The sequence below is a fragment of the Microbacterium sp. genome (assembly GCF_044508325.1).
GTDB lineage: Bacteria > Actinomycetota > Actinomycetes > Actinomycetales > Microbacteriaceae > Microbacterium.
Genome location: NZ_JBIQHX010000002.1, coordinates 1 through 21,248 on the forward strand (window position 1 = coordinate 1; position 21,248 = coordinate 21,248).

Here is a 21,248-nt window from a genome sequence, read left to right on the forward strand (position 1 = left end):
CGTCAGTCGGCGATGAGGCGCTTGCCGGTGGCCCAGACCTCGAACGGCTCGTAGCCCAGGGCCTGATAGAACCCGGGCACGTCGTCGTTGCCCGGACGCACCATGAGCTGCACCTTCGGGCAGCCCATGGCCAGCAGACGATCCTCGGCCTCGTGCACGAGCCTGGCGCCGATGCCCTCACCGCGCCGGTGCGGGTCGCTGGCCAGGTAGTACAGCCAGCCCCGGTGGCCGTCGTACCCGGCCATCACTGTGCCGACGAGTTCGCCGTCCTCCTCCGCCACGAGGAACAGCTCGGGCTGGACCGTGAGCTTGCGATTGATGTCCTGATACGGGTTGTTCCACGGGCGCGTCAGCCCCGCAGCCTGCCAGAGGCCCACGACGGACTCGGTGTCGGCGACATGGAAGGGTCGGATCTCAGTCGTCATGCCCCGAGTCTGCCAGGAAGGCCGCATCCGTCGCCGCGGCCACCCACTCGACGTCCTCGTAGCGACGGAACCACGACACCTGCCGGCGCGCGTACCGACGCGTGAGCGCCTGCGCCTGTGCGATCGCCTCCGCCTGCGACATCGCGCCGTCCAGCTGGGCGAGCGCCTGCGCATAGCCGATCGCCCGACGCGCCGTGACCCCCCGGTCCAATCCCCGATCACGCAGCCGCGCGGCCTCCTCGACGATGCCGTCGCGCCACATCGCCTCGGTGCGCTCGTCCAGCCGCCGGACCAGCTCTTCCCGGGGAACGTCGACTCCGATCACCCGCGTCGCCGCGTGCCACAGCCGGGGCCGGTCGGGCAGCGCGGCGCCGTGGGTCCGCTCCCCCTGCTCGAGCACCTCGAGCGCCCGCACGATCCGGCGTCCGTTGCGCGGGTCGATGCGCTCGGCCGTGGCCGGGTCGCGCTCACGCAGCCGGGCGTGGAGCGCGCCGGGACCGGTTCGATCGAGCTCGGCCTCCAGCCGCGCACGCAGCTGCGGGTCGCGCGGCGGGAAGCGGAAGTCGAAGAGCACCCCCGACACGTACAGTCCTGAGCCGCCCACGAGGATGGCATCGGCGCCGCGGTCGTGGATCTCCCGGATCTCGTGGCGGGCGGCATCCTGGTACCAGGCGACCGCCGCCTCGTCGGTGACATCGAGGACGTCCAGCAGATGATGCGGGATGCCGCGCCGCGCCGCCACGGGAAGCTTCGCGGTGCCGATGTCCATGCCACGGTACAGCTGCATCGCGTCGGCGTTGACGATCTCGGCCGGCCGGCCGCGTGCGGCCAGCGCCTCGGCGAGGTCGAGCGAGAGCGCCGTCTTGCCGGTGCCGGTGGCGCCGACGACGGCCCAGAGCACCGAGGTCACCCCACGCGCAGCGTGGGCAGGCCGAGCGCGACCGGGCGCGCGGCGCCGGGGTCGGCCGGCACAGCGCACGACTCGGCCTGGGTGCGATCCCAGGCGTCGCCGGCCCGCGTGCGGCGGATGCGCAGCGGGGCGCCGTCGGGGGCATCCGCGAGCAGATGGAAGGGTGCGGCGTGCGTGATCCGCACCGACACGACGTCGCCGGGACGCGGGACGGCCGAGCCGGCAGGCACCTCGAAGTGCACGAGCCGGTTGTCCTCGGCGCGCCCGGTGAGACGGTGGGTCGCGGCATCCTTCTTGCCCTCGCCGGTCGAGACGAGCACCTCGACGTCGCGGCCGAGCTGCGCGCGGTTCTCTTCGAGCGAGATCCGCTCCTGCAGCGCGACGAGCCGCTCGTAGCGCTCCTGCACGACGGCCTTGGGCACCTGGTCGGCCATCGTCGCGGCAGGCGTGCCCGCACGGATCGAGTACTGGAACGTGAAGGCGCTCGCGAAGCGCGCCTGCTCGACCACGCGCAGCGTGTCTTCGAAGTCCTCGTCGGTCTCGCCCGGGAACCCGACGATGATGTCGGTCGAGATGGCCGCGTGCGGGATCTTCGCGCGCACGCGGTCGAGGATGCCGAGGAACCGTTCGCTGCGGTACGAGCGGCGCATCGCGCGCAGGATCCGATCCGAGCCGGACTGCAGCGGCATGTGCAGCTGCGGCATGACCGCCGGCGTCTCGGCCATCGCGTCGATGACGTCGTCGGTGAAGGCGGCCGGGTGCGGCGACGTGAAGCGGACGCGCTCGAGCCCGTCGATCTCGCCCGCCGCGCGCAGGAGCTTGCCGAACGCCTGCCGGTCGCCGAACTCGACGCCGTAGGAGTTCACGTTCTGGCCGAGCAGCGTCACCTCGATGGCGCCGTCGTCGACGAGCAGGCGGATCTCGTTCAGGATGTCGCCGGGGCGGCGGTCCTTCTCCCTGCCGCGCAGGCTCGGCACGATGCAGAACGTGCAGGTGTTGTTGCACCCCACCGAGATCGACACCCAGCCGCTGTAGACGCTGTCTCGCTTGGTGGGCAGCGTCGACGGGAACACCTCGAGGGACTCGAGGATCTCCAGCTCCGCCTCGCCGTTGTGCCGAGCGCGCTCCAGCAGCGACGGCAGCGAGCCCATGTTGTGGGTCCCGAAGACGACGTCGACCCAGGGCGCCTTGTCGAGGACCGCATCCTTGTCCATCTGGGCGAGGCATCCCCCGACCGCGATCTGCATGCCGTCGTGCCGGTCTTTGCGCGACTTCAGATGCCCGAGCGTGCCGTACAGCTTGCCGGCGGCGTTGTCGCGCACGGCGCACGTGTTGATGACGACCACGTCGGCGTCCTGCCCGGACGGGGCCGGCACGTAACCGGCGCTCTCGAGCGAACCGGCCAGCCGCTCCGAATCGTGCACGTTCATCTGACAGCCGAAGGTGCGCACCTCGTACGTGCGGGAGCGTCCGTCCGCGGTGCGGGCGGCGGCGGAAGGCGCGATGAGCGTGGGGGTGGAGTTCGGCGCGGACATACACCGCCATTCTACGAGGCGCTTCGACCCCGCGGCGTGCGGTTGACTTGTGTCATGGCAGATGACGAATGGCAGATCGAGCGACTCGACCTCGAGGGCTACCTGAGCGCCCTCGGCATCGCGGCCCGGGAGCCGAGCCCCGCGGCGCTGGCCGAGCTGCATGAGGCCCACGTGCGCACGTTCACCTTCGACAACATCGACGTGCTCCTGGAGCAGCACCCCGGGGTGGAGCTGGACGCGGTGCAGGAGAAGTTCCTCGGCCGCGGTCGCGGCGGGTACTGCTTCGAGCACGTCTCGATCTTCGCCGCTGCGCTGGAACGACTCGGCTACCGGGTGCGGCGCGGGCTGGGGCGGGTCCGCAGTCAGGAGACCGGGGCCCTCGGCGGGCGCACCCACATGGTGGCCGAGGCCACCGTGGACGGCGAGCGCTGGCTCTGCGACCCGGGGTTCGGCATGAGCCCGCTGCGACCGATTCGGATGTCGGACGGCGCGGAGGACGACTATCTGCCGGGCTGGCGCTACCGGGTCCGGCACACGGACACGGGTGAGTGGGAGCTGCTGCGACACCGCGAGCAGGGGTGGGAGCTCGCGCACACCACCGACCCGCTGGCCGTGCGACCGGTGGATGTCGCGATGGGGAACCACTTCACGAGCACCTACCCCACCTCGCACTTCCGCTTCGGCCTGATGCTCGCCAAGCACCTGCCCGGAAGGCACGTGACCCTCACGCACGCGACGCTGACGATCCGCACCCCCGGCGCCGCCACCGAGCACCGGCGCCTGGAGGACGGTGAGCTCGCACGCTGGCTGACCGAGCTCGAGGTGAACCTCACCGCCGACGAGCGCGCACGGCTGCTGGCCTGGGCAGACGCCGCCGATCGGGCCGCGTAGCGGACTCAGGGGTCGACGACCGGACCGGCGGACGCCGTCCCGAACAGCAGCACTGCGACGGAGGGCGGCGCCAGGCCGTCGGTGAGACCGATCCGCAGCGCCGACACCGTGTACTGGGGTGTGGACCGCGGGCCGGCGGGCGCGACCACGGACCCGGGCGGGGCGCCGGGCTGGTCGGGCTGCACGTTCACCATGACCGACAGCACGTTCGGAAGCGCCGCGACGAGGTCGTCGAGCAGCTCCAGCACGACCGTCGCGACGTCGCCGAGATCGCCGCCCAGCGTCGTCACGGCCGCCAGGGCGGTGTCGGCGATGACGCCCGCCGTCGGGCCGATCAGGCCGGTCGCCAGTCCGCCGAGCGTGGCGAGGATGCCGCTCACGCTGAGCCCGAGCGGGCTGAGCAGCAGGTCGAGAACGCCCACCAGACCGAGCACCTCGGTGGTGATCCCGAAGCTCGCCGTTCCATCCAGCACCGCGCCGAGGGTGGCATCCAGCGTGATCCCGACCTCGACGATCGGCGTGCCGGTCAGGCTCACGGTCGTGCCGAGGTCGATGCCCAGCCGGGCGTCGCGCAGTTCGGCCGTCAGCGCGTCCAGGACCGCGCTCGTCCAGGTGTCGATCAGGGCGCCGGCGCGTTGCGCGATGGGCGCGAGCACGTCGGCGTTCACGACGATCTCGGTGTTGGGCGCCAGATCGTTCAGTCCCCCCGGGCCGGGGCTGAGGAGTGCGTCCAGGTCCACATGGACCGCGCCTGCCCGCAGATCGAGGGCGACCACGCCGTCCGTGGGGGTCGCACCGAGCAGGTCGGCGACGGCCCCGGGCAGGTCGAGGTCGCTGATGGTCACCGAGCCGGACAGCGCTGCCACCGCGAGACCGGGCAGCGCCAGCTGCAGCTCGGCCCCGATCTCCTGGGAGATCAGGCCCGACGTGCCCAGGAGCGCGTCGACCGCGTCGGAGATGGAGATCAGCCCGCTCTCGACCGTCCCCACCAGCGACGACAGCAGTGTGCTTTCCAGCTCCAGGCCCAGCCCGGCGATGCCGTAGTCACGGACCACACCCGTCACGGTTCCGTCGCCCCACAGGTCGGACCGCAGCTCTGCGCAGCCGTCCAGGACCGAGCTGGCTGCGACCGCCCCCACCTCGAGGTCGACCGAGGCGACGTCCGCGATGCCGGGGAGCAGCTCATCGAGCGTGATCCGGGCAGGCTCCGGAAGCTCGGAGTCGGGTGTCCCGGCGGTGACGAGGACCCCGCCCGAATTGCTGACCAGCCCGGACGCGCCGGCCGCGGTGCCGTGCGGGGAGACGCGCGCATACTGATTGAGCGCGCCCGCCGACCCGACGGGCAGCCCGACGCCGAGGCCGGTGAGGTCCACCTTCACGGCGTCACCGAGCACGGTCACCGACAGCGGATTGGCGTACGCGTGCGCCGGCGGCGGGGCGCCGAGGTCGAGGGCCGTCGCCGGATCGATGTCGAGGCCGGATGAGTCGAGGTCGAGGCGCATGCCCTCGACCGCTGCGACGGTGTCCAGGTCGAGACCGAGGAGACTGCCGGACAGGAATCGCCCGGCCGCCGTGCTCTCGAAGCGTGCATCGGTCCCGCATGCATAGGTGGCCGTGCCGACCTCTGCGCCGTGGACCCACTCGGAGTCGGTCCATGCCGCCGTGCTCGCGGTCAGGGTCGGCACCGCGAGCGCGGTCACCAGCACCATGGCGAGGGCGGGTCGGGTGATCCTCATGACATTCCTCCCTGCCGGCGCAACCGGGTCAGCAGGCCGACGCCGACCAGTCCGAGTCCCAGAGCCACCGCGGCGAGCAGGGCGAGGGGGCTCGGGCCCGTGACGGGCAGCTCCCCACCACCAGGCCCGACCGGCACATCGTCGATGGTGACCGCGGTGAGGCCGAGCGCCATGTCTCCGCGCAGGCCCATCAGTGATTCGTCCGCCGCTGCGCCCGGATCCGAGGCCAGAGCGAGCGTCACCATCAGATGCCGGGGCGTGCCTGCGGCGAGCGGCTCGAGCGCGAACACCGGGCTCGTCGTGGCGTAATCGTCTTCGGGGGCGGCCACGGTGACGGTGCGCGCGCTGCCGGCGCACACGGGCACGGCATCCTCGCTCCACGGCACGTCGCAGGTCTGGACCGTCATCCGCAGGCCACGCGGATGCTCGGCGAGCTCCCCCGACTTGCGCAGCTCGAGGCTGAGCTCGGCGCGAGAGGCATCCTCCAGCCGGGCGTTCACGAGCCAGTGCGCCGGCTCGCCGGGCGCCAGGGAGAGGAACTCCGCGGGGTACGGGTCGGACGACAGCACCAGCCGCCCCGGAGCACCCGTCTCGGGGACATCCACGAACGCCGCCCGGGCGGAGTCGGCCAGCAGCACGCCGGCGACGACGAACAAAGCGCTGGTGGCGACGGCCAGCCACCGGGTCCGTCGACGCCTGAGAGCACCATCGGTCATGATTCCTCCACTGACTGTGCCGGGCGCCGGGGCCACAAGGCCCAGCAGACGACTCCGGCGACGACGACGACCAGCAGCACACGGACGAACGGACTCACCAGCCATGCCACCAGCGCTCCGGCGCCGGGGACCGCCGTCACCACCCGCTGGACCTGCTCGACGGCGTACGGCTCCGGGTCATCGACCGGGTTGGCATCGCCGCGCAGGGTGAGCAGGAGGGGTCCGGATGCCCCCGCAGGCGGGTCGATCGCGACCACGCGATGGGTCACGGGGACCTCGTACCCGGGACGGGGAACGGTCACCACGTCGCCGATGCGCACCTCATCCGCGTCGACCTGCTGAACCACCGCAACCGTCCCGGCGGGCATGGTCGGGCTCATCGATCCGGTCACGAGGATCACCAGCGACAGCCCGAGGAGGGCGGACAGAACCGCCCACAGCACGACCAGGCCACCGAGCACTCCGACGCCCGCGATCAGAAGGCGGCCGGCGACTCGCGCCGCCGCGACGACACGCGTCCGTGTCGTCGCGGGGACGGCGGCCGCCGTGGCGTGCACGACTCCCCCCGTGGCGTGCACCGCCGCCCCCGCGTCGTGCACCGTCGCTCCGGTCGCGTCCGGGATGCGCGCGGTGCGCTCGGTGACCTGGTCGAGCGTCATCGATCGATCAGCTCGACGCTCCGACGAACTGCCAGGCGGGAGCCACCGAACGACCCATGTAGTCCTCGATGGTGCTGCCCGCTGCCGGCACGAGCGGCGACGGCAGCGACACCTCGAAGCAGTAGTACTGCACCGAACCCGCCTCTGCGGCCAGCGCCTGGGCGGCCGATCCGCCCGTCGTGGAGAGGGCGCCGTCCGCGATGACGGCGGGGTCCTCCGCACCACCGGCGAACGCCGAGGCGGCGCAGGTGAAGGGGTCGGCGTCGGTTGCGACACGCACCTGCAGGGCGTCGAACAGCAGTCCGCCCGGATCGTCGGCGGTGACACCCGCCGCGCCGACCGCGCTCTGCAGCGTGACCGTGCCGGCGACCGAATCGGCGGCGGTGCGCAGGGCCATCGGGGCATAGACCGCCTCGCCGGGGGTGAGCGCCAGTGCTGCGAGCCCGAAGCTCAGCTCACCGCCGGGATTCTCCTCCTGGTGCGTCCAGGTTCCGTCGGCGAACGGCGCGACGGTGTTCTGCTCCACCTCGAAGGTGGAGGTGCCGATGCCGGGGCCCCCGGCGCCGTTGCCCCCGAAGACCCACTCGCTGTCCGTCCACGCGGCGAGCGTGGCCGAGACGCCGATGCACAGCGCCGCCCCTCCTGCCGCGAGTGCGATCACCTTGCGTGTCGTCAGCTGTCGTTCCTGCCGTGTCCCCATGGGCCCACTTCCTCTCTGAGCGATCGGCTCCGCGCGGACGACGAAGAAGGCCCGCGCGGCCCCTCACGTTAGAGCCGCATGAGAGCCGTCCGGACGATCACCGGGACGATCCCGGTGCGATTCCAGAGGAAGCACCGAAGCAGCGCGCGCGACCACCGAGACCCAGCGCGCAGGCCGTCCGGATCTCAGTGACTACTGAGATCGAGCCTCAGTACCGGCGACCCACCGCGAACGGGGTTCCCACCGGCACGCAGCCCGGTATGGTGAGTGACGTCGCTGGGGGCGGCCGAGATGGGGGTCTCGGTTCATCGGAAGTGACATGCAGAATCGACGGGCGACAGCATCCGAACGGATCGTCGGACCGGACCGGGATCCGGACGCCCTCGCGGCAATGCTCCGTGCAGGAGCCACCGTGGTGCTGGCGGGTCCACTCGGCAGCGGGAAGACGCACCTCGTCCGCGAGGTCACGCGCGCTCTGCACCGGCTCGGCGCCCGCCCCGTGCTGCTGCAGCCCGGTCGCCACAGCGCGCAGGGCCCGTACGCGGCCCTGGAGGCGACCACGAATTCCCGCGGCGCAGAACTTCGCACGCGGCTGCTCGGCGGTGCCGAGGGAGAGCCGCTGATCGTCCTGATCGACGATGCGCAGCTGCTCGACCCAGACTCCGCCGCGGCGATCGTCGGCGCCGTCCGCGGCGGGGCCGTCGTCGCGCTGCTCTGCCTGAGCGAGCCCCGCACTCTGGCCGCGCGGGCGGAGCACGCCGACGACGCGACATCACCCATCGTGGAGCTCTGGCTGCAGGGCGCAGCCGAGCGGATCGACCTGTCCGAGCTCACCGACGCGGATGCGGAGTCGCTGCTCGACCTGTTCGCCCCCGTCGAGCCCCTCGACGCGGTCGCGCGGAAGAGGGTCATCGCGCTGTCGGCGGGATCGCGGACCCTCCTGCGCGAGTTCGCGCACGCGGCGAGCAGTGCCGCGAGATCCCGGCGCGACCCGCTTCAGGCACTGCGCGACGTTCCGCGACACGCCAGACTGGGGCACGCGATCGCGGCCCACGTGACCGAGCTTGCGCAGCCGGATCGAGAAGCGCTCGCCTTGATCGGCCTCCTGTCGGCGATCGCGTACACGGATGCGCTCCGGTTCCTGCCGCAGCGGGTCGTCGACGATCTGCGCAGCGCCCGCCTCGTGCACGACGACGGCAGCGTGCATCACCGCCTGCATGCCAATCCCTGCCTGGCGGAGGAGGCCCTTCGCCGCCTCCGCCCGGGGGCCCGGGAGCGGATGCTGCGCGGCGTCGCCGAACGCATGCTCGCCGCCGGCGGAGGGTGGTGGAGCACGCCGGTCGCGGTGATGCTGGCCGAGGACTGGCATGCAGGGGGCGTCATCGTGCCGCCCGCGTCGGTCGATCCGGCGCTGGCGGCCCGCGTCGCGCAGGACGCCGCACGTCACGCGAACGACGCAGGGCTGCCGACCCTCGCCGTCGCCTATGCGGCGGAGGTGCCGGACGATGCCGCCGCCGTTCTCGAGTCCCGCTACGCGTCTGCCCTGCTGTTCCCGGCGACGGCCCGCGACGCCCTCGCGGACATCGACCCTGCCACGCTGCCCGACCCGCTCTTCATGCGCTACCTGCGCATGCGCGCTCACACTGTCGCCCGCCGCGGACTCGACGCGACCGCGATGTCCGGTCCGACCCGAAGCTCCGACGTCGACGCCGAGCTGATCGTGGCGGCGGCGGAGTCATCCGCCTTCCACCTGCGGTGGGACCACGCGTCGGAGAACGCGGAGCAGGTGCTGCGGCGGCAGGACGTCAGAGCGGACACCAAGGTCCGCGCCGCCCTCCTTGCGGCGATGAGCGCGGCGCAGCGGGGATCGTGGCGACGCGCCACCGACCTGTTCGACCACGCGCGGCACCTCATCCACCCGCCGGGGCGGCCCGTGTCGGTCGGATGCGCGGGCCGGCTGACCGCCCTCGGCGTCGAAATGCTCGCCTGCTGGTCCACCGGGGCCGACCTGCCGGACCTGCCCCAGCGGATCCACGAAGAGCTCGCCGTGGCCGCCCGTGAAGGCGATGCGCGGGGGATCGTCCTCGGGAGCCTGTGCGTGGCCTTCGCGCACGCCGTGGCCGACCGGGCCGAGCAGGCGGTGCACGAGCTCGACGCCGCCGTCGGGCGGGCCGGAAGCCTCGACGCAGGACCCTATGCCGCGCTGATCCAACTCGCCATCGCGCAGAGTCTGGCGCTGTCCGGCGACGCCGCCGCGGCGCGGCGCATCCTGCACCGCGTCGCGGGCGAGCCCGACGAGCGTCCGCTGCCGAAGCACCTGCTGCTGGAGGCCCGGCTGAGCGTGCACGCGGCCGAGGGCCGCCACGAGGAGGCGCGGATCCAGGCGCGCCGGGCGCTGGAGATGTCGTCGGAGTCGCCCGCGCTCCGCATCCGCGATCTCTATCACGCAGCCGCCCTCGGCGACGGAGACGCCCACCTCCTGGCCGCCTTGCGCGATGCCGCGGAGAGGACCGACCTGCCGATGGCACCGCTGCTGGTCGCACGCGTCGAAGGTCTCACGCAGGGGCGGAGGGGCCTTATCCGCCGGCGCCCGGCCGAGCTGCTGCGGCGCCCCATGACCTGGTCCGATGAGCACTCCGCACACCTGCCGGCACCCGAGACGCCGCATCGCTCCGGCTTCGCCGCGGGCCAATGGTCGCGCGGGTCGGTCCATCGGTTGTGGTCCGTGCCGAATTCAGAGGCGCTGACCCCGCGAGAGCGCGAGATCGCCGGCCTCGTCGCCGAGGGGCTCTCGAACCGCGAGATCGCCGACCGGCTGTTCCTGTCGGTGCGCACCGTGGAATCACACGTGTATCAGGCGCGGGCGAAGCTCGGCGCACGCTCGCGGATCGACTTCGCACGCGCGATGGCACACCGGGAGGTCGCCCGCGGGTCACGCGCTCTGTGACGTCAGGACGGCCGACCGGCCACCTCGTCCAGGGCGCGGCGCGCGACATCCACAGCGGCGGGGTGACCACGGCGAGCCAGCTGGCCGACCAACCGGCGCAGCGCGACCTCGCGCTCGAGCCCGCGCATGGCGGACGCCTTGTGCCGCGCGAACTCCAGCGCCCGCTCGGCATCGTCGTCCGGCAGCGATCGGAGAGCCGCCTCCGCCACAGCGCGCGGGATGCCACGCTGCGACAGCGTGATCGCGATCGCGCGCCGCCCCTGACCCTTGCGGTCGACGCCGATATGGATCAGCTGCTCGGCGAGCCGGCTGTCGTCCAGGTACCCGCGGGCACGGAATGCCGCGATGACGGCGTCGATCTGCGCGGAATCGAGGCTGCGCTCGGCGAGGACGCCGCAGGCCTCCTTCTCGGAGAGCTGGCGTGTTCGCAGTCTCTTCAGCAGAGCGCGTTCAGCGAGCTCGCGCTCTATCGCGCTGCCATCGTCCTCGCCGACAGCGCCCTCGTCGTCGTACTCATCGAGAGCGGTGTCGTCATCGCCGTCGTCGTCCCACGTCGAATGCCACGAGCGGCGACCGGAGGCGTCGTCGAAGAGCGGGATGACCGGCGCGAGCCGGCCATCCCCCTGCGTGGCGGACATGTCAGGCCGGGCGGCGGGCAGCCAGCTCGTCCTCGACGTCGACGGCACGTGGCACGCCGATTCCGAGCTTGCCCTTGATCTTCGCCTCGATGTCGGCGGCGATGTCGTCGTTCTTGATGAGGAAGTTGCGGGCGTTCTCCTTGCCCTGTCCGAGCTGCTCGCCCTCGTACGTGTACCAGGCGCCGGACTTCTTGACGATCCCGTGCTCGACACCGAAGTCGATGAGCGACCCCTCGCGCGAGATGCCCGTGCCGTAGAGGATGTCGAACTCGGCCTGCTTGAACGGCGGGGCCATCTTGTTCTTGACGACCTTGACGCGCGTGCGGTTGCCGACCGCGTCCGTGCCGTCCTTGAGGGTTTCGATGCGGCGGATGTCCAGCCGCACCGACGCGTAGAACTTCAGCGCCTTGCCGCCGGCCGTCGTCTCCGGCGAGCCGAAGAAGACGCCGATCTTCTCACGCAGCTGGTTGATGAAGATCGCAGTGGTCTTGGTCTGGTTGAGACCGCCGGTGAGCTTGCGCAGGGCCTGGGACATGAGCCGCGCCTGCAGGCCGACATGGGAGTCGCCCATCTCGCCCTCGATCTCGGCCTTGGGCACGAGCGCCGCGACGGAGTCGATGACGACCAGGTCGATCGCGCCGGAGCGGATCAGCATGTCGGCGATCTCCAGCGCCTGCTCACCCGTGTCGGGCTGCGAGACCAGCAGCTGGTCGATGTCGACGCCGAGCTTCTGCGCGTACTCGGGGTCGAGCGCGTGCTCCGCGTCGATGAACGCGGCGATGCCGCCCGCGCGCTGCACGTTCGCGATCGCGTGGAGGGTCAGCGTGGTCTTCCCGGACGACTCCGGACCGTAGATCTCGATGATGCGCCCCCGGGGCAGCCCGCCGACTCCGAGGGCGACGTCGAGGGCGATGGAGCCGGTCGGGATGACCTCGACCGGTGCACGCTCGTCCGAGCCCAGGCGCATGACCGAGCCCTTCCCGAACTGCCGGTCGATCTGGGCGAGGGCCGATTCCAGGGCCTTCTCGCGGTCGGCGGGTGATGGCATGGCGTGCTCCTTCTGCACTCGGTCCGGTTCGGCCGGATGGTCCGGTCCTGCCCGGAGGTCTGCCGCCTATAGGCTGTCGCGCTCCCCTTCGGCGAAGCGGATGCTGCGACAAGGCGTGAGGTGTGCGGTGACGCTGTCCACGCTAGGGAGGGCCTCCGACATCCCGTCGTCGCTCCCACCGGATTGTGAACAGAGGCTATTCGACACCTCATGTGCAGGAGCCTACGCCCACATAGAACACACGTTCGACCGCGACACGCCGCCTGCACGGCGCCGGGGTTGACAATCAGCACCGTCGGCGGTGCGCTACAGACATGGGCGATGCCACGCACGACGTCGTGATCGCCGGCGGTGGACCGGCGGGCGTCATGCTCGGCCACCTGCTGGCGCGAGCGGGCCGCCGGGTCGCCGTGCTCGAGAAGCACGAGGACTTCCTGCGCGATTTCCGCGGCGACACGATCCACCCGTCCACCCTGACGCTGCTCGGAGAGCTCGGACTGCGCGACCGCTTCCTGCAGCTTCCGGTCACCCGCATCGAGACGATGGACGGCGTGATCGCGGGCCGCCGGCTCTCGCTCGTGGACTTCCGCGCGCTCCGCCCGCCCGACGACTTCCTCGTGTTCGCGCCGCAGTGGGAGTTCCTGAACTTCCTCGCCGAGTCGGGGCGCGCACTTGCCGGCTTCGACCTGCGGATGCGGGCGGAGGCGCTCGGCGTCGTCGAGGAGCACGGACGCATCGTCGGCCTCGCGGTCCGGGAGGGCGGGCGCGAGACCGAGTTGCGGGCGCCTCTGGTCGTCGCCGCCGATGGGCGCGACTCGCGCGTGCGGACGTCGGCCGGGCTGCGCCCCCGCGCCGCCGGAGTGCCCATCGATGTGCTCTGGTTCCGTCTGCCCAAGCCGCCCGATCCGCCGCCGACCACCCTCGGCTACGCCGACCGGGGCGGACTGGTCCTGACGATCGACCGCGGTGACCACTATCAGGGCGGCTGCGTCATCGAGAAGGACGGCTTCGCACAGCTGCGTGCGGGCGGCCTCGAGGCGTTCCGCGCGCACCTCGCGCGCATCGCCCCGCCGCTGGCACCGGTGGTCGGCACGCTCCGGTCGTGGGATCAGGTCAAGGTCCTCTCGGTGCAGATCGACGCGCTCGAGACCTGGCACCGCCCCGGCTTCGTCTGCATCGGCGACGCAGCACACGCGATGTCACCGGTCTTCGGGGTGGGCGTGAACTACGCCCTGCAGGATGCCGTCGCGCTGGCCGATCTGCTGCAGACCGGCACCGGACCGCTCGACGACCTGCTCGCTCGGCTGCAGCGGCGGCGGCTGCCGCCTGTCCGGCGCATGCAGCGGGTGCAGCGCTTCGCCCATCGGGGCATCGGAGCGCTCGCCGCCGGTGCGCACGTGCCGCGTCTTGTTCCGGCGGCTGCGGCGGCGCTGTCCCCGATCGTGCGCCGGGTGCTCGCGCGCGTCGTGGGGCTGGGGTTCCGGCCCGAGCACGTCGCCCCGTCGATCCGGGAGGGACGGCCGCGTCCCGGGCAGGCTCGCTGAACCGCCCCCGGGGACGACAGCGCCTCAGGTGTCAGTGCCGGCGGGGCTCCAGCCGCCCGGCGCCGTGCCGGCGCGCCAGCGGCACGTCGGTCTCGGCGCAGAGTGCGAGCCACACGTCGCCGGCGGCCTCGCCGTCCGACAGCGCCTCGGCGGCGGTGCGGTGCCCGAGCGCGCTCAGCGCGAGATCGGCCACCAGCGCGTCGCCGCGCGCGCCGAACTCGGCGTCAACCGCGCGGAAGAACTCGCTGCGCCGCACGGATCAGTGCAGCGACGGCTCGAGTTCGACCGATGCCATGAGGTCGTCGGGCACGACGTCCGGGAACGGCTGGATGCCCTCGAGCACCGCGATCCGCTCCCCCACCTCGCGCATGATCGACGAGATCGGCACGTCGAGCGCCTCGGCGACCGACGCGAGGATCTCGCTGGACGCCTCCTTCTGACCGCGCTCGACCTCGCTGAGGTAGCCCAGTGCGACACTGGCGCGGCCCGCGACCTGGCGCAGAGTGCGCCCCTTCTGAAGACGGAGGTCCCGCAGGACGTCGCCGATCTCCTGACGAACCAGAATCATTGTGGGCCCCCTCCTCACGTGCGCTCTCCGGGTGGATAACAGTACCCCACCTGCTGGTGCCAATCTAACCCCGCCGGCTCTGGGATGGCTGAGAATCACCGAATGTAACCGAGGTGAAACACACCGTATTCCCCACCGCCGGATTCCCCGCCTCAGAGCACCTCAGCCACCGCGTCCAGCGCACGGCGCACGCATTCCGCGCGGATCTGCTCACGGTCGCCGTCGAGCCGGAGCGAGAGGGTGCGGATGCCGTCGGCCGTCGCGATGCCGATGTGCACCGTGCCGACGGGCTGGCCGTCGGGCGAGGTCGGCCCGGCGATGCCGGTCGTGGCGACGCCGACGTCGACGGCCAGGACCCGCCGCGCACCGGCGGCCATCTGACGGGCGACGTCGGGGTGGACCGGTCCGTGACCGTCCAGGAGCGCGGCATCCACACCCAGCACCGTCCGCTTGATGTCGGTCGCGTACGCGACCACCGCGCCGCGGACCACGGCGGACGCCCCCGGCACATCGACGAGGGCCGCCACGACCCGTCCCCCCGTGAGCGACTCGGCCGTGCCGATGGTCAGACCGCGCGCCCGGAGCCGCTCGACGACCTGCGCAGCGGAGGTCACGCCCTGCTCCCCCGGGCCCTGCGGGCGCCGCGCACCTCGGACACGAGGTAGTCGATCCCGCTGGCGACGGTGAGGATCACGGCGATCGCCATCGTGACGCCGTTTACCCACCAGATCCATTCCCCGATAAGGGTCCACAGCGGCAGCAGGGCCAGCGAGAGCGCGACCGCCTGGGCGACGGTCTTGAGCTTGCCCATCCACGCGGCCGCCAGCACATGGTCGCTGACCACGACGAATCGGTAGATCGTGATCCCGAGCTCGCGCACCAGGACGACGATCGTGATCCACCACGGCAGCTCGCCGAGGATCGACAGACCGACGAATGCGCAGCCGGTGAGGGCCTTGTCGGCGATGGGGTCGAGCAGCTTGCCCAGGTCGGTGACGATGTCGTTGCGCCGCGCGATCGCGCCGTCGATGCCGTCCGTCGCGATCGCCACGATGAACAGGGCGGCCGCCCCCCAGCGCAGGGGTCCGTCCTGGCCGGCATCGGCCAGCAGCATCCACAGGAAGACCGGCGCGCACAGGATGCGCACGATCGTGATGGCATTGGGGAGCTGGCGGGGTACGGCCACGTGGCGAGCCTACCCGTCGGGATGCGCCGACCCGATCACTCCCGGCCGGTCAGGCCCCAGGCATCCTCATCCGCGTCGCCGTCCTCGACGGGGTGCCCGTCGAACTGCCGCGCCACGGGATCGCCCGCATACGGCTCGGCCGGCGCGGCGGACGGGCGCGCCGGCACGTCGTCGCCGCGCAGGCGTGCGAGCACCTCCGGCAGCTGCTCGGCGGTGACCAGCACGTCGCGGGCCTTGGACCCCTCCGACGGCCCGACGATCTCGCGCGACTCGAGCAGATCCATGAGCCGACCGGCCTTGGCGAAGCCGACGCGGAGCTTGCGCTGCAGCATCGACGTCGAGCCGAACTGCGTCGACACCACGAGCTCCGCAGCCGCCAGCAGCAGCTCGAGATCGTCGCCGATGTCGGCATCGATCTCCTTCTTCTCTGCGACGGCCTCGACGTCGGCGCGGTATTCCGGCCGAGCCTGGTTCTTGACGTGCCGCACGACCTTCTCGATCTCGGCCTCGCTCACCCACGCGCCCTGCACGCGGATCGCCTTGGAGGCGCCCATCGGCAGGAACAGCCCGTCACCCTGGCCGATCAGCCGGTCGGCACCCGGCTGGTCGAGGATCACGCGGGAATCGGTGACACTGGTGACCGCGAACGCCAGCCGCGAGGGCACGTTCGCCTTGATGAGACCGGTGACGACGTCGACCGACGGACGCTGGGTGGCGAGGACCAGGTGGATGCCGCTGGCCCGCGCCAGCTGCGTGATCCGCACGATGGAGTCCTCGACGTCGCGCGGGGCGACCATCATGAGGTCGGCGAGCTCGTCGACGACCACGAGCAGATACGGATACGGCTTGAGCACCCGCTCGCTGCCGGCGGGGACCTCGACCTCCCCGGCGATGACCGCGCGGTTGAAGTCGTCGATGTGGCGGAAGCCGAACGACGCGAGGTCGTCGTACCGCATGTCCATCTCCTTCACGACCCACTGCAGCGCCTCGGCGGCCTTCTTCGGGTTCGTGATGATGGGCGTGATCAGGTGCGGGACCCCGGCGTACGAGGTCAGCTCGACCCGCTTGGGGTCGATGAGGACCATGCGCACGTCGGCGGGCTTGGCGCGCATGAGCAGGCTCGTGATCATCGAGTTGACGAAGCTCGACTTGCCCGAGCCGGTGGACCCGGCCACGAGCAGGTGCGGCATCTTGGCGAGGTTCGCGACGACGTATCCGCCGCCGACGTCCTTGCCGATGCCGATCGCCATGGGGTGCGTGGCCTTGGTCGCCGCCGGGGAGCGGAGCACGTCGCCGAGCGTGACGATCTCGCGGTCGCTGTTGGGGATCTCGACGCCGATGGCGCTCTTTCCCGGGATCGGGGCGAGGATGCGCACCTCGTTGGAGGCGACCGCGTAGGCGATGTTGTTGGTCAGCGCGGTGATGCGCTCGACCTTCACGCCCGGTCCGACCTCGATCTCGTACTGGGTGACGGTCGGTCCGCGGGAGAACCCGGTCACCTTCGCGTCGACCTGGAACTGCTCGAGCACGCTCGTGATCGCCGCCACGACGGAGTCGTTGACCGCCGAGCGCGCGCGCGGCGGCGTCCCCGAGACCAGCGTCGCGGGGTTGGGCAGACGGTACGGGGCGACCGAGACCGGCGGCCTGCCCCCGGCGCCCTCGGTGCCGAAGCCGGACAGCCCCGGCAGCTCGTCGGGACCGCCCCCCGCGGAGGCGTCGTCCAGGAGCGAGGTGGACCCGGCCGTCTTCCCGAGGGAGGGCACCGCCGCCTGCACGTCGGCCAGCACCTCCGTCGCCGCGTCGGGCATCGCATCGGCGGGCTCGGGTGCGGCGGGCACGATCGCCTGGTCGAACCCGCCCTGCGCCGAGCCCGGCGGCAGAAGCGCGGTGAGGTCCTGCGAGCCGATGCCGCCGCCGGGATCGGTCTCGCGTCCTGTCCGGTTGCGGCGCCACCAGGGAAGCGACGGGTCGCCTCCCCCGGCCGCGCCGGAGGCATCCCCCTGATCGCCCTCGGTGCGCACCTCGGCGCCGAACATCCACGCGTACAGCTCGCCGAGGCGCCGGCCGATGCGGTTCGGCGGCGTCTTGGTGATGATGAGGACGCTGAGGGCGGCGACCAGAGCCAGGACGACATAGGCGCCGACGTCGGTGAGCAGCATCGCGGGCGGCTCGCCGACCATCCAGCCGAACAGCCCGCCCGCCTCACTGAGCGCCGGCAGCCCGTCCCGGGGCGCGGGGCGTCCGCCGGCGACATGGCAGAAGCCCGCGATGGTGACGGTGAGCAGACCGAAGCCGATGCCGATGCGTCCGTTGTCGTGGACCGACGCCGGATGCCGGAACAGCCATCCGGCGAGCATCAGCAGGAGCACCGGGAAGATGAACGCCACGCGGCCGATGAGACCGCCCACCGAGTAGGCGCTGATCGTCGCGGCGAGCTCGCTGCCGATGAAGAACCACTCCACGACGGCGCCGGCGACCGCCAGCAGCACGAGGAAGAAGGGGAAGCCGTCCCGGCGCTGGTCCTTCTCGAGCGTCTCGGGCCCGAACGCGCGGAACATCCCTCCGACGCCGTGCGCCAGGCCCATCCAGGCGCGCACGATCACCGGCGGCCGCTCGGCCTCGTCGACGTAGCGCTTGGGCGCCGGGTCCGAGGCGCGCGCGCGCGACGACGCGCCCTTGGCGGGCGCGCGGGTGCCCTTGGTCGAGCTCGAGCTCCTGGCCATCCCTTTACGGTACGACCGTCGGGCGACATTCTCCGGCAGCGACGCGGCGTGACGCGTGTGACGGATGTGAATCCGTGCGACGCGCCTACGCCTCGATCACCAGGGGGACGATCATCGGCCGCCGACGCAGAGACTGGTTCACCCATCGGCCGATCACCCGGCGCACGGCCTGCGACAGAGCGTGCGTGTCGCGGACGCCGGACTGCGCCGCCTCGGTGAGGGCGGCGGCGATCTTCGGCTTGACATCGTCGAAGACGCTGTCGTCCTCGGCGAAGCCGCGGGCGTGGATCTCGGGGCCCGTGATGACGCGTCCGGTCGCGGCATCCACCACCACGATCACCGAGATGAAGCCCTCCTCCCCCAGGATCCTGCGGTCCTTCAGATCGGCCTCGGTGATCTCGCCCACGGTGGACCCGTCGACGTACACGAAGCCGAGGTCGAGCTGCCCGACCACCCGCGCCACGCCGTCGCGCAGATCGACGACCGTGCCGTTCTCGCCCAGCAGGGTGCGCTCGGCGGGGATGCCGGTGTCCTGGGCCAGACGCGCGTTCGCCATGAGGTGCCGGAACTCGCCGTGCACAGGCAGGACATTGCGCGGCCGGAGGATGTTGTAGCAGTAGAGCAGCTCGCCGGCGGCCGCGTGGCCGGACACGTGCACCTTGGCGTTGCCCTTGTGCACGACGCTGGCGCCGAGCTTGGTGAGCCCGTCGATGACGCGGTAGACGGCGTTCTCGTTGCCCGGGATCAGGCTCGACGCGAGGATGACGGTGTCGCCCGGTCCCGGCTCGATCTCGTGGTCGAGGTTCGCCATGCGGCTGAGGACGGCCATCGGCTCGCCCTGCGAGCCCGTCGACATGTAGACGATCCGGTCCTCGGGCAGGTCGCGCGCCTTCTTGTAGTCGATGAGCACGCCCTCGGGAACATGCAGGTACCCGAGGTCCTCGGCGATCGTCATGTTGCGCACCATGCTGCGGCCCAGCAACGCCACCCGCCGGCCGTGCGCATGCGCGGCATCGAGCACCTGCTGCACGCGATGGACGTGGCTGGCGAAGCTCGCCACGATGACCCGCCGCGGAGCCTTGCCGATCACCTGATCGAGCACGGGCCCGATGCTGCGCTCCAGCGGCGTGAACCCGGGCACGTCGGCGTTGGTCGAGTCGACGAGGAACAGGTCGACGCCCTCCTCGCCGAGCCGGGCGAACGCCCGGAGGTCGGTGAGACGGTCATCCAGCGGCAGCTGGTCCATCTTGAAGTCGCCGGTGGCGAGCACGAGTCCTGCCGGGGTGCGGATCGCGACGGCCAAGGCATCCGGGATCGAGTGGTTCACCGCGACGAACTCGCAGTCGAAGGGGCCCAGCTGCTCACGCGTCCCCTCGGCCACCAGCAGCGTGAACGGCTTGATGCGGTGCTCCTTGAGCTTGGCCTCCACGAGAGCGAGGGTCAGGCCCGAGCCGACCAGAGGGATGTCGGGCTTGAGCTTGAGCAGGTACGGCACCGCGCCGATGTGATCCTCGTGGCCGTGCGTGAGCACGACCGCGATGATGTCGTCGAGGCGGTCCTTGATGGGCTCGAAGTCGGGCAGGATCAGGTCGACGCCGGGCTGATGCTCCTCGGGGAACAGCACCCCGCAGTCGACGATCAGCAGCTTCGCGCCGAACTCGAAGACGGTCATGTTCCGACCGACCTCGCCGAGTCCCCCCAACGGGGTGACGCGCAGCGTGCCCGGCTCGAGGGCCGGCGGATCCTGGACGTTGACCGGGTTCATCGGCTCGCTCTCACCGGGTGGTGCCGTGCACCTTGGGCAGCGCGCCGCCGGCGGCGGCGTTGCGGTCGGGCTTGAAGTTCGAGAAGTCGGCGCCGGGCACGTCCTTGACGAGGCTCAGCTCGTCCTCGATCACGGCGGCCTCCCACTCCTCCGGACCCACCAGCGGCAGGCGCACGCGGGGGCTCGAGATGCGGCCCAGCCCGTGCAGGATGTACTTCGCGCTGACCGTCCCCGGCACGTGCGTCATGACAGCCCGTACCAGCGGCTCCAGGCGGCGGTGCTCGGCGGTCGCCGCGGCGAGATCGCCGCGGTTGACCGCGTCGACGATCAGGCGATACGGCTGGGCGGCGATGTTGGCCGTGACGCCGACGAGCCCGGTCGCGCCGATCGCCAGGTGCGGCAGCACGTTCGCGTCGTCGCCGGAGAAGTACATGAGATCGGTCTGATTCAGCACGCGGCTGACCTCGCTGAAATCGCCCTTGGCGTCCTTGATGGCGAGGATGTTCGGGTGCTTGGCCAGGCGCAGGATGGTCTCGTAGCGAATGGGGACGCCGGTGCGGCCGGGGATGTCGTAGAGGATCACCGGCAGGTCGGTCGCATCGGCGACGAGGCGGAAGTGGGTGAGGATGCCGGCCTGGGTCGGCTTGTTGTAGTACGGCGTGACGATCATGATGCCGTCGGCGCCGGCGCGCTCACTGGCCCGGTAGAGCTCGATGGCGTGGGCCGTCTCGTTCGACCCGCCGCCGGTGATGATCTTCGCCCGGCCGGCGGACACCGACCGGCCGACCTCGACGAGCCGGAGCTTCTCGGGGTCGGTGAGCGTGCTGGTCTCGCCCGTGGTGCCGGTCACGACGATCCCGTCGGCTCCGGCGACGATCACATCGTCCATGTGCTGCTCGACGGCCGGCCAGTCGACCTCGCCGTCGGCCGTCATCGGAGTCACGAGCGCGACGAGCACCTGCCCGAAGGGGTTGCCGGAGTGGGTCATCCCTTCAGGCTACCGGTCGCCGCGGCCCGGCTGCGGCCCGCCCCCGCCGCCCCACGGGGCCGAAAGTCGGGGCCGTGACGCCCCCCGGGGCCGAAAGTCGGGCCCCGCTCCGCCGCCCCGGGGCCGAAAGTCGGGCCCGTGACGTGACATGCCGAGACTGTTCCTGGTTTCGACGGCGTGTCACGTCGCCGGGCCGACATTCGGCACGGCGCGAGGGCCGACATTCGGCACGGCGCGAGGGCCGACATTCGGCACGGCGCGAGGGCCGA

At 71.7% G+C, this 21,248-nt stretch carries 19 protein-coding genes; 3 read left to right on the top strand and 16 right to left on the bottom strand.

The window, feature by feature from the left end:
* Window positions 1-2: 2 nt before the first annotated feature.
* From ACIWQI_RS01490 to miaB, 3 genes are read right to left on the bottom strand one after another with little or no spacing between them, the layout of a single operon-like run.
* On the bottom strand, window positions 3-425 hold the full coding sequence (locus ACIWQI_RS01490) for a GNAT family acetyltransferase (protein ID WP_396655298.1): 423 nt from the start codon (window positions 423-425) through the stop codon (window positions 3-5).
* Window positions 415-1,335, bottom strand: a complete 921-nt coding sequence (gene miaA / locus ACIWQI_RS01495) for a tRNA (adenosine(37)-N6)-dimethylallyltransferase MiaA (protein WP_396655299.1) — start codon at window positions 1,333-1,335, stop codon at window positions 415-417. Before miaA ends, ACIWQI_RS01490 begins: the two co-directional genes overlap by 11 nt.
* Window positions 1,332-2,870: a tRNA (N6-isopentenyl adenosine(37)-C2)-methylthiotransferase MiaB gene (gene miaB, locus ACIWQI_RS01500; RefSeq protein ID WP_396655300.1), complete on the bottom strand. Its 1,539-nt coding sequence runs from the start codon at window positions 2,868-2,870 to the stop codon at window positions 1,332-1,334. Before miaB ends, miaA begins: the two co-directional genes overlap by 4 nt.
* A 54-nt stretch (window positions 2,871-2,924) precedes the next feature.
* Here miaB and ACIWQI_RS01505 point away from each other — a divergent pair, with 54 nt between their 5' ends.
* Window positions 2,925-3,761, top strand: coding sequence for an arylamine N-acetyltransferase (locus ACIWQI_RS01505; protein WP_396655301.1), 837 nt, complete (start codon window positions 2,925-2,927; stop codon window positions 3,759-3,761).
* Between the two features lie 5 nt (window positions 3,762-3,766).
* Here the strand turns inward: ACIWQI_RS01505 and ACIWQI_RS01510 are convergent, their stop codons facing one another.
* The 4 genes from ACIWQI_RS01510 to ACIWQI_RS01525 are packed head-to-tail and all read right to left on the bottom strand — an operon-like array spanning window position 3,767 to window position 7,572.
* Window positions 3,767-5,497 (bottom strand): choice-of-anchor G family protein, encoded by a 1,731-nt coding sequence (locus ACIWQI_RS01510; protein WP_396655302.1) that lies wholly within the window; start codon window positions 5,495-5,497, stop codon window positions 3,767-3,769.
* Complete coding sequence (locus tag ACIWQI_RS01515) at window positions 5,494-6,213, bottom strand: hypothetical protein (RefSeq protein ID WP_396655303.1); 720 nt, start codon at window positions 6,211-6,213, stop codon at window positions 5,494-5,496. Before ACIWQI_RS01515 ends, ACIWQI_RS01510 begins: the two co-directional genes overlap by 4 nt.
* Window positions 6,210-6,872, bottom strand: a complete 663-nt coding sequence (locus tag ACIWQI_RS01520) for a signal peptidase I (protein ID WP_396655304.1) — start codon at window positions 6,870-6,872, stop codon at window positions 6,210-6,212. The genes ACIWQI_RS01515 and ACIWQI_RS01520 overlap by 4 nt, the downstream gene beginning before the upstream one ends.
* 7 nt (window positions 6,873-6,879) lie before the next feature.
* On the bottom strand, window positions 6,880-7,572 hold the full coding sequence (locus tag ACIWQI_RS01525) for a SipW-dependent-type signal peptide-containing protein (protein WP_396655305.1): 693 nt from the start codon (window positions 7,570-7,572) through the stop codon (window positions 6,880-6,882).
* A 415-nt stretch (window positions 7,573-7,987) separates the two neighbouring features.
* On the opposite strand from ACIWQI_RS01525, the gene ACIWQI_RS01530 reads away from it, so the two are divergent.
* Window positions 7,988-10,519: a LuxR C-terminal-related transcriptional regulator gene (locus tag ACIWQI_RS01530; RefSeq protein ID WP_396655306.1), complete on the top strand. Its 2,532-nt coding sequence runs from the start codon at window positions 7,988-7,990 to the stop codon at window positions 10,517-10,519.
* A gap of 2 nt (window positions 10,520-10,521) precedes the next feature.
* Here the strand turns inward: ACIWQI_RS01530 and ACIWQI_RS01535 are convergent, their stop codons facing one another.
* Both ACIWQI_RS01535 and recA read right to left on the bottom strand, forming a co-directional pair.
* A complete protein-coding gene (locus ACIWQI_RS01535; RefSeq protein ID WP_396655307.1) occupies window positions 10,522-11,157 on the bottom strand; it encodes a regulatory protein RecX in 636 nt (211 codons plus the stop codon).
* A gap of 1 nt (window position 11,158) precedes the next feature.
* Window positions 11,159-12,205 carry a recombinase RecA gene (gene recA, locus ACIWQI_RS01540; protein WP_396655308.1) on the bottom strand — a complete coding sequence of 349 codons (1,047 nt, stop codon included), beginning with the start codon at window positions 12,203-12,205 and terminating at the stop codon, window positions 11,159-11,161.
* A gap of 314 nt (window positions 12,206-12,519) precedes the next feature.
* Between recA and ACIWQI_RS01545 the strand changes: the two genes are divergently transcribed.
* Entirely contained in the window at window positions 12,520-13,749 is a 1,230-nt protein-coding gene (locus ACIWQI_RS01545) for an FAD-dependent oxidoreductase (RefSeq protein WP_396655309.1), read from the top strand.
* A gap of 31 nt (window positions 13,750-13,780) precedes the next feature.
* On the opposite strand, the gene ACIWQI_RS01550 is transcribed toward ACIWQI_RS01545, so the two are convergent.
* From ACIWQI_RS01550 to dapA, 7 genes are all read right to left on the bottom strand, one after another.
* Window positions 13,781-14,005 carry a DUF3046 domain-containing protein gene (locus ACIWQI_RS01550; protein ID WP_396655310.1) on the bottom strand — a complete coding sequence of 75 codons (225 nt, stop codon included), beginning with the start codon at window positions 14,003-14,005 and terminating at the stop codon, window positions 13,781-13,783.
* 3 nt (window positions 14,006-14,008) lie between these two features.
* Window positions 14,009-14,317, bottom strand: coding sequence for a helix-turn-helix domain-containing protein (locus tag ACIWQI_RS01555; RefSeq protein ID WP_396655311.1), 309 nt, complete (start codon window positions 14,315-14,317; stop codon window positions 14,009-14,011).
* A gap of 152 nt (window positions 14,318-14,469) precedes the next feature.
* A complete protein-coding gene (locus ACIWQI_RS01560) occupies window positions 14,470-14,931 on the bottom strand; it encodes a CinA family protein (RefSeq protein WP_396655312.1) in 462 nt (153 codons plus the stop codon).
* On the bottom strand, window positions 14,928-15,503 hold the full coding sequence (pgsA, locus tag ACIWQI_RS01565) for a CDP-diacylglycerol--glycerol-3-phosphate 3-phosphatidyltransferase (RefSeq protein WP_396655313.1): 576 nt from the start codon (window positions 15,501-15,503) through the stop codon (window positions 14,928-14,930). The genes ACIWQI_RS01560 and pgsA overlap by 4 nt, the downstream gene beginning before the upstream one ends.
* 35 nt (window positions 15,504-15,538) lie before the next feature.
* Entirely contained in the window at window positions 15,539-18,226 is a 2,688-nt protein-coding gene (locus tag ACIWQI_RS01570; protein WP_396655314.1) for a DNA translocase FtsK 4TM domain-containing protein, read from the bottom strand.
* Between the two features lie 85 nt (window positions 18,227-18,311).
* The gene (locus ACIWQI_RS01575) at window positions 18,312-19,991 is read right to left on the bottom strand and encodes a ribonuclease J (protein ID WP_396655315.1); all 1,680 of its coding nucleotides are present in this window, start codon (window positions 19,989-19,991) and stop codon (window positions 18,312-18,314) included.
* Between the two features lie 10 nt (window positions 19,992-20,001).
* The gene (gene dapA, locus ACIWQI_RS01580) at window positions 20,002-20,979 is read right to left on the bottom strand and encodes a 4-hydroxy-tetrahydrodipicolinate synthase (RefSeq protein WP_396655316.1); all 978 of its coding nucleotides are present in this window, start codon (window positions 20,977-20,979) and stop codon (window positions 20,002-20,004) included.
* Between the last annotated feature and the right edge of the window lie 269 nt (window positions 20,980-21,248).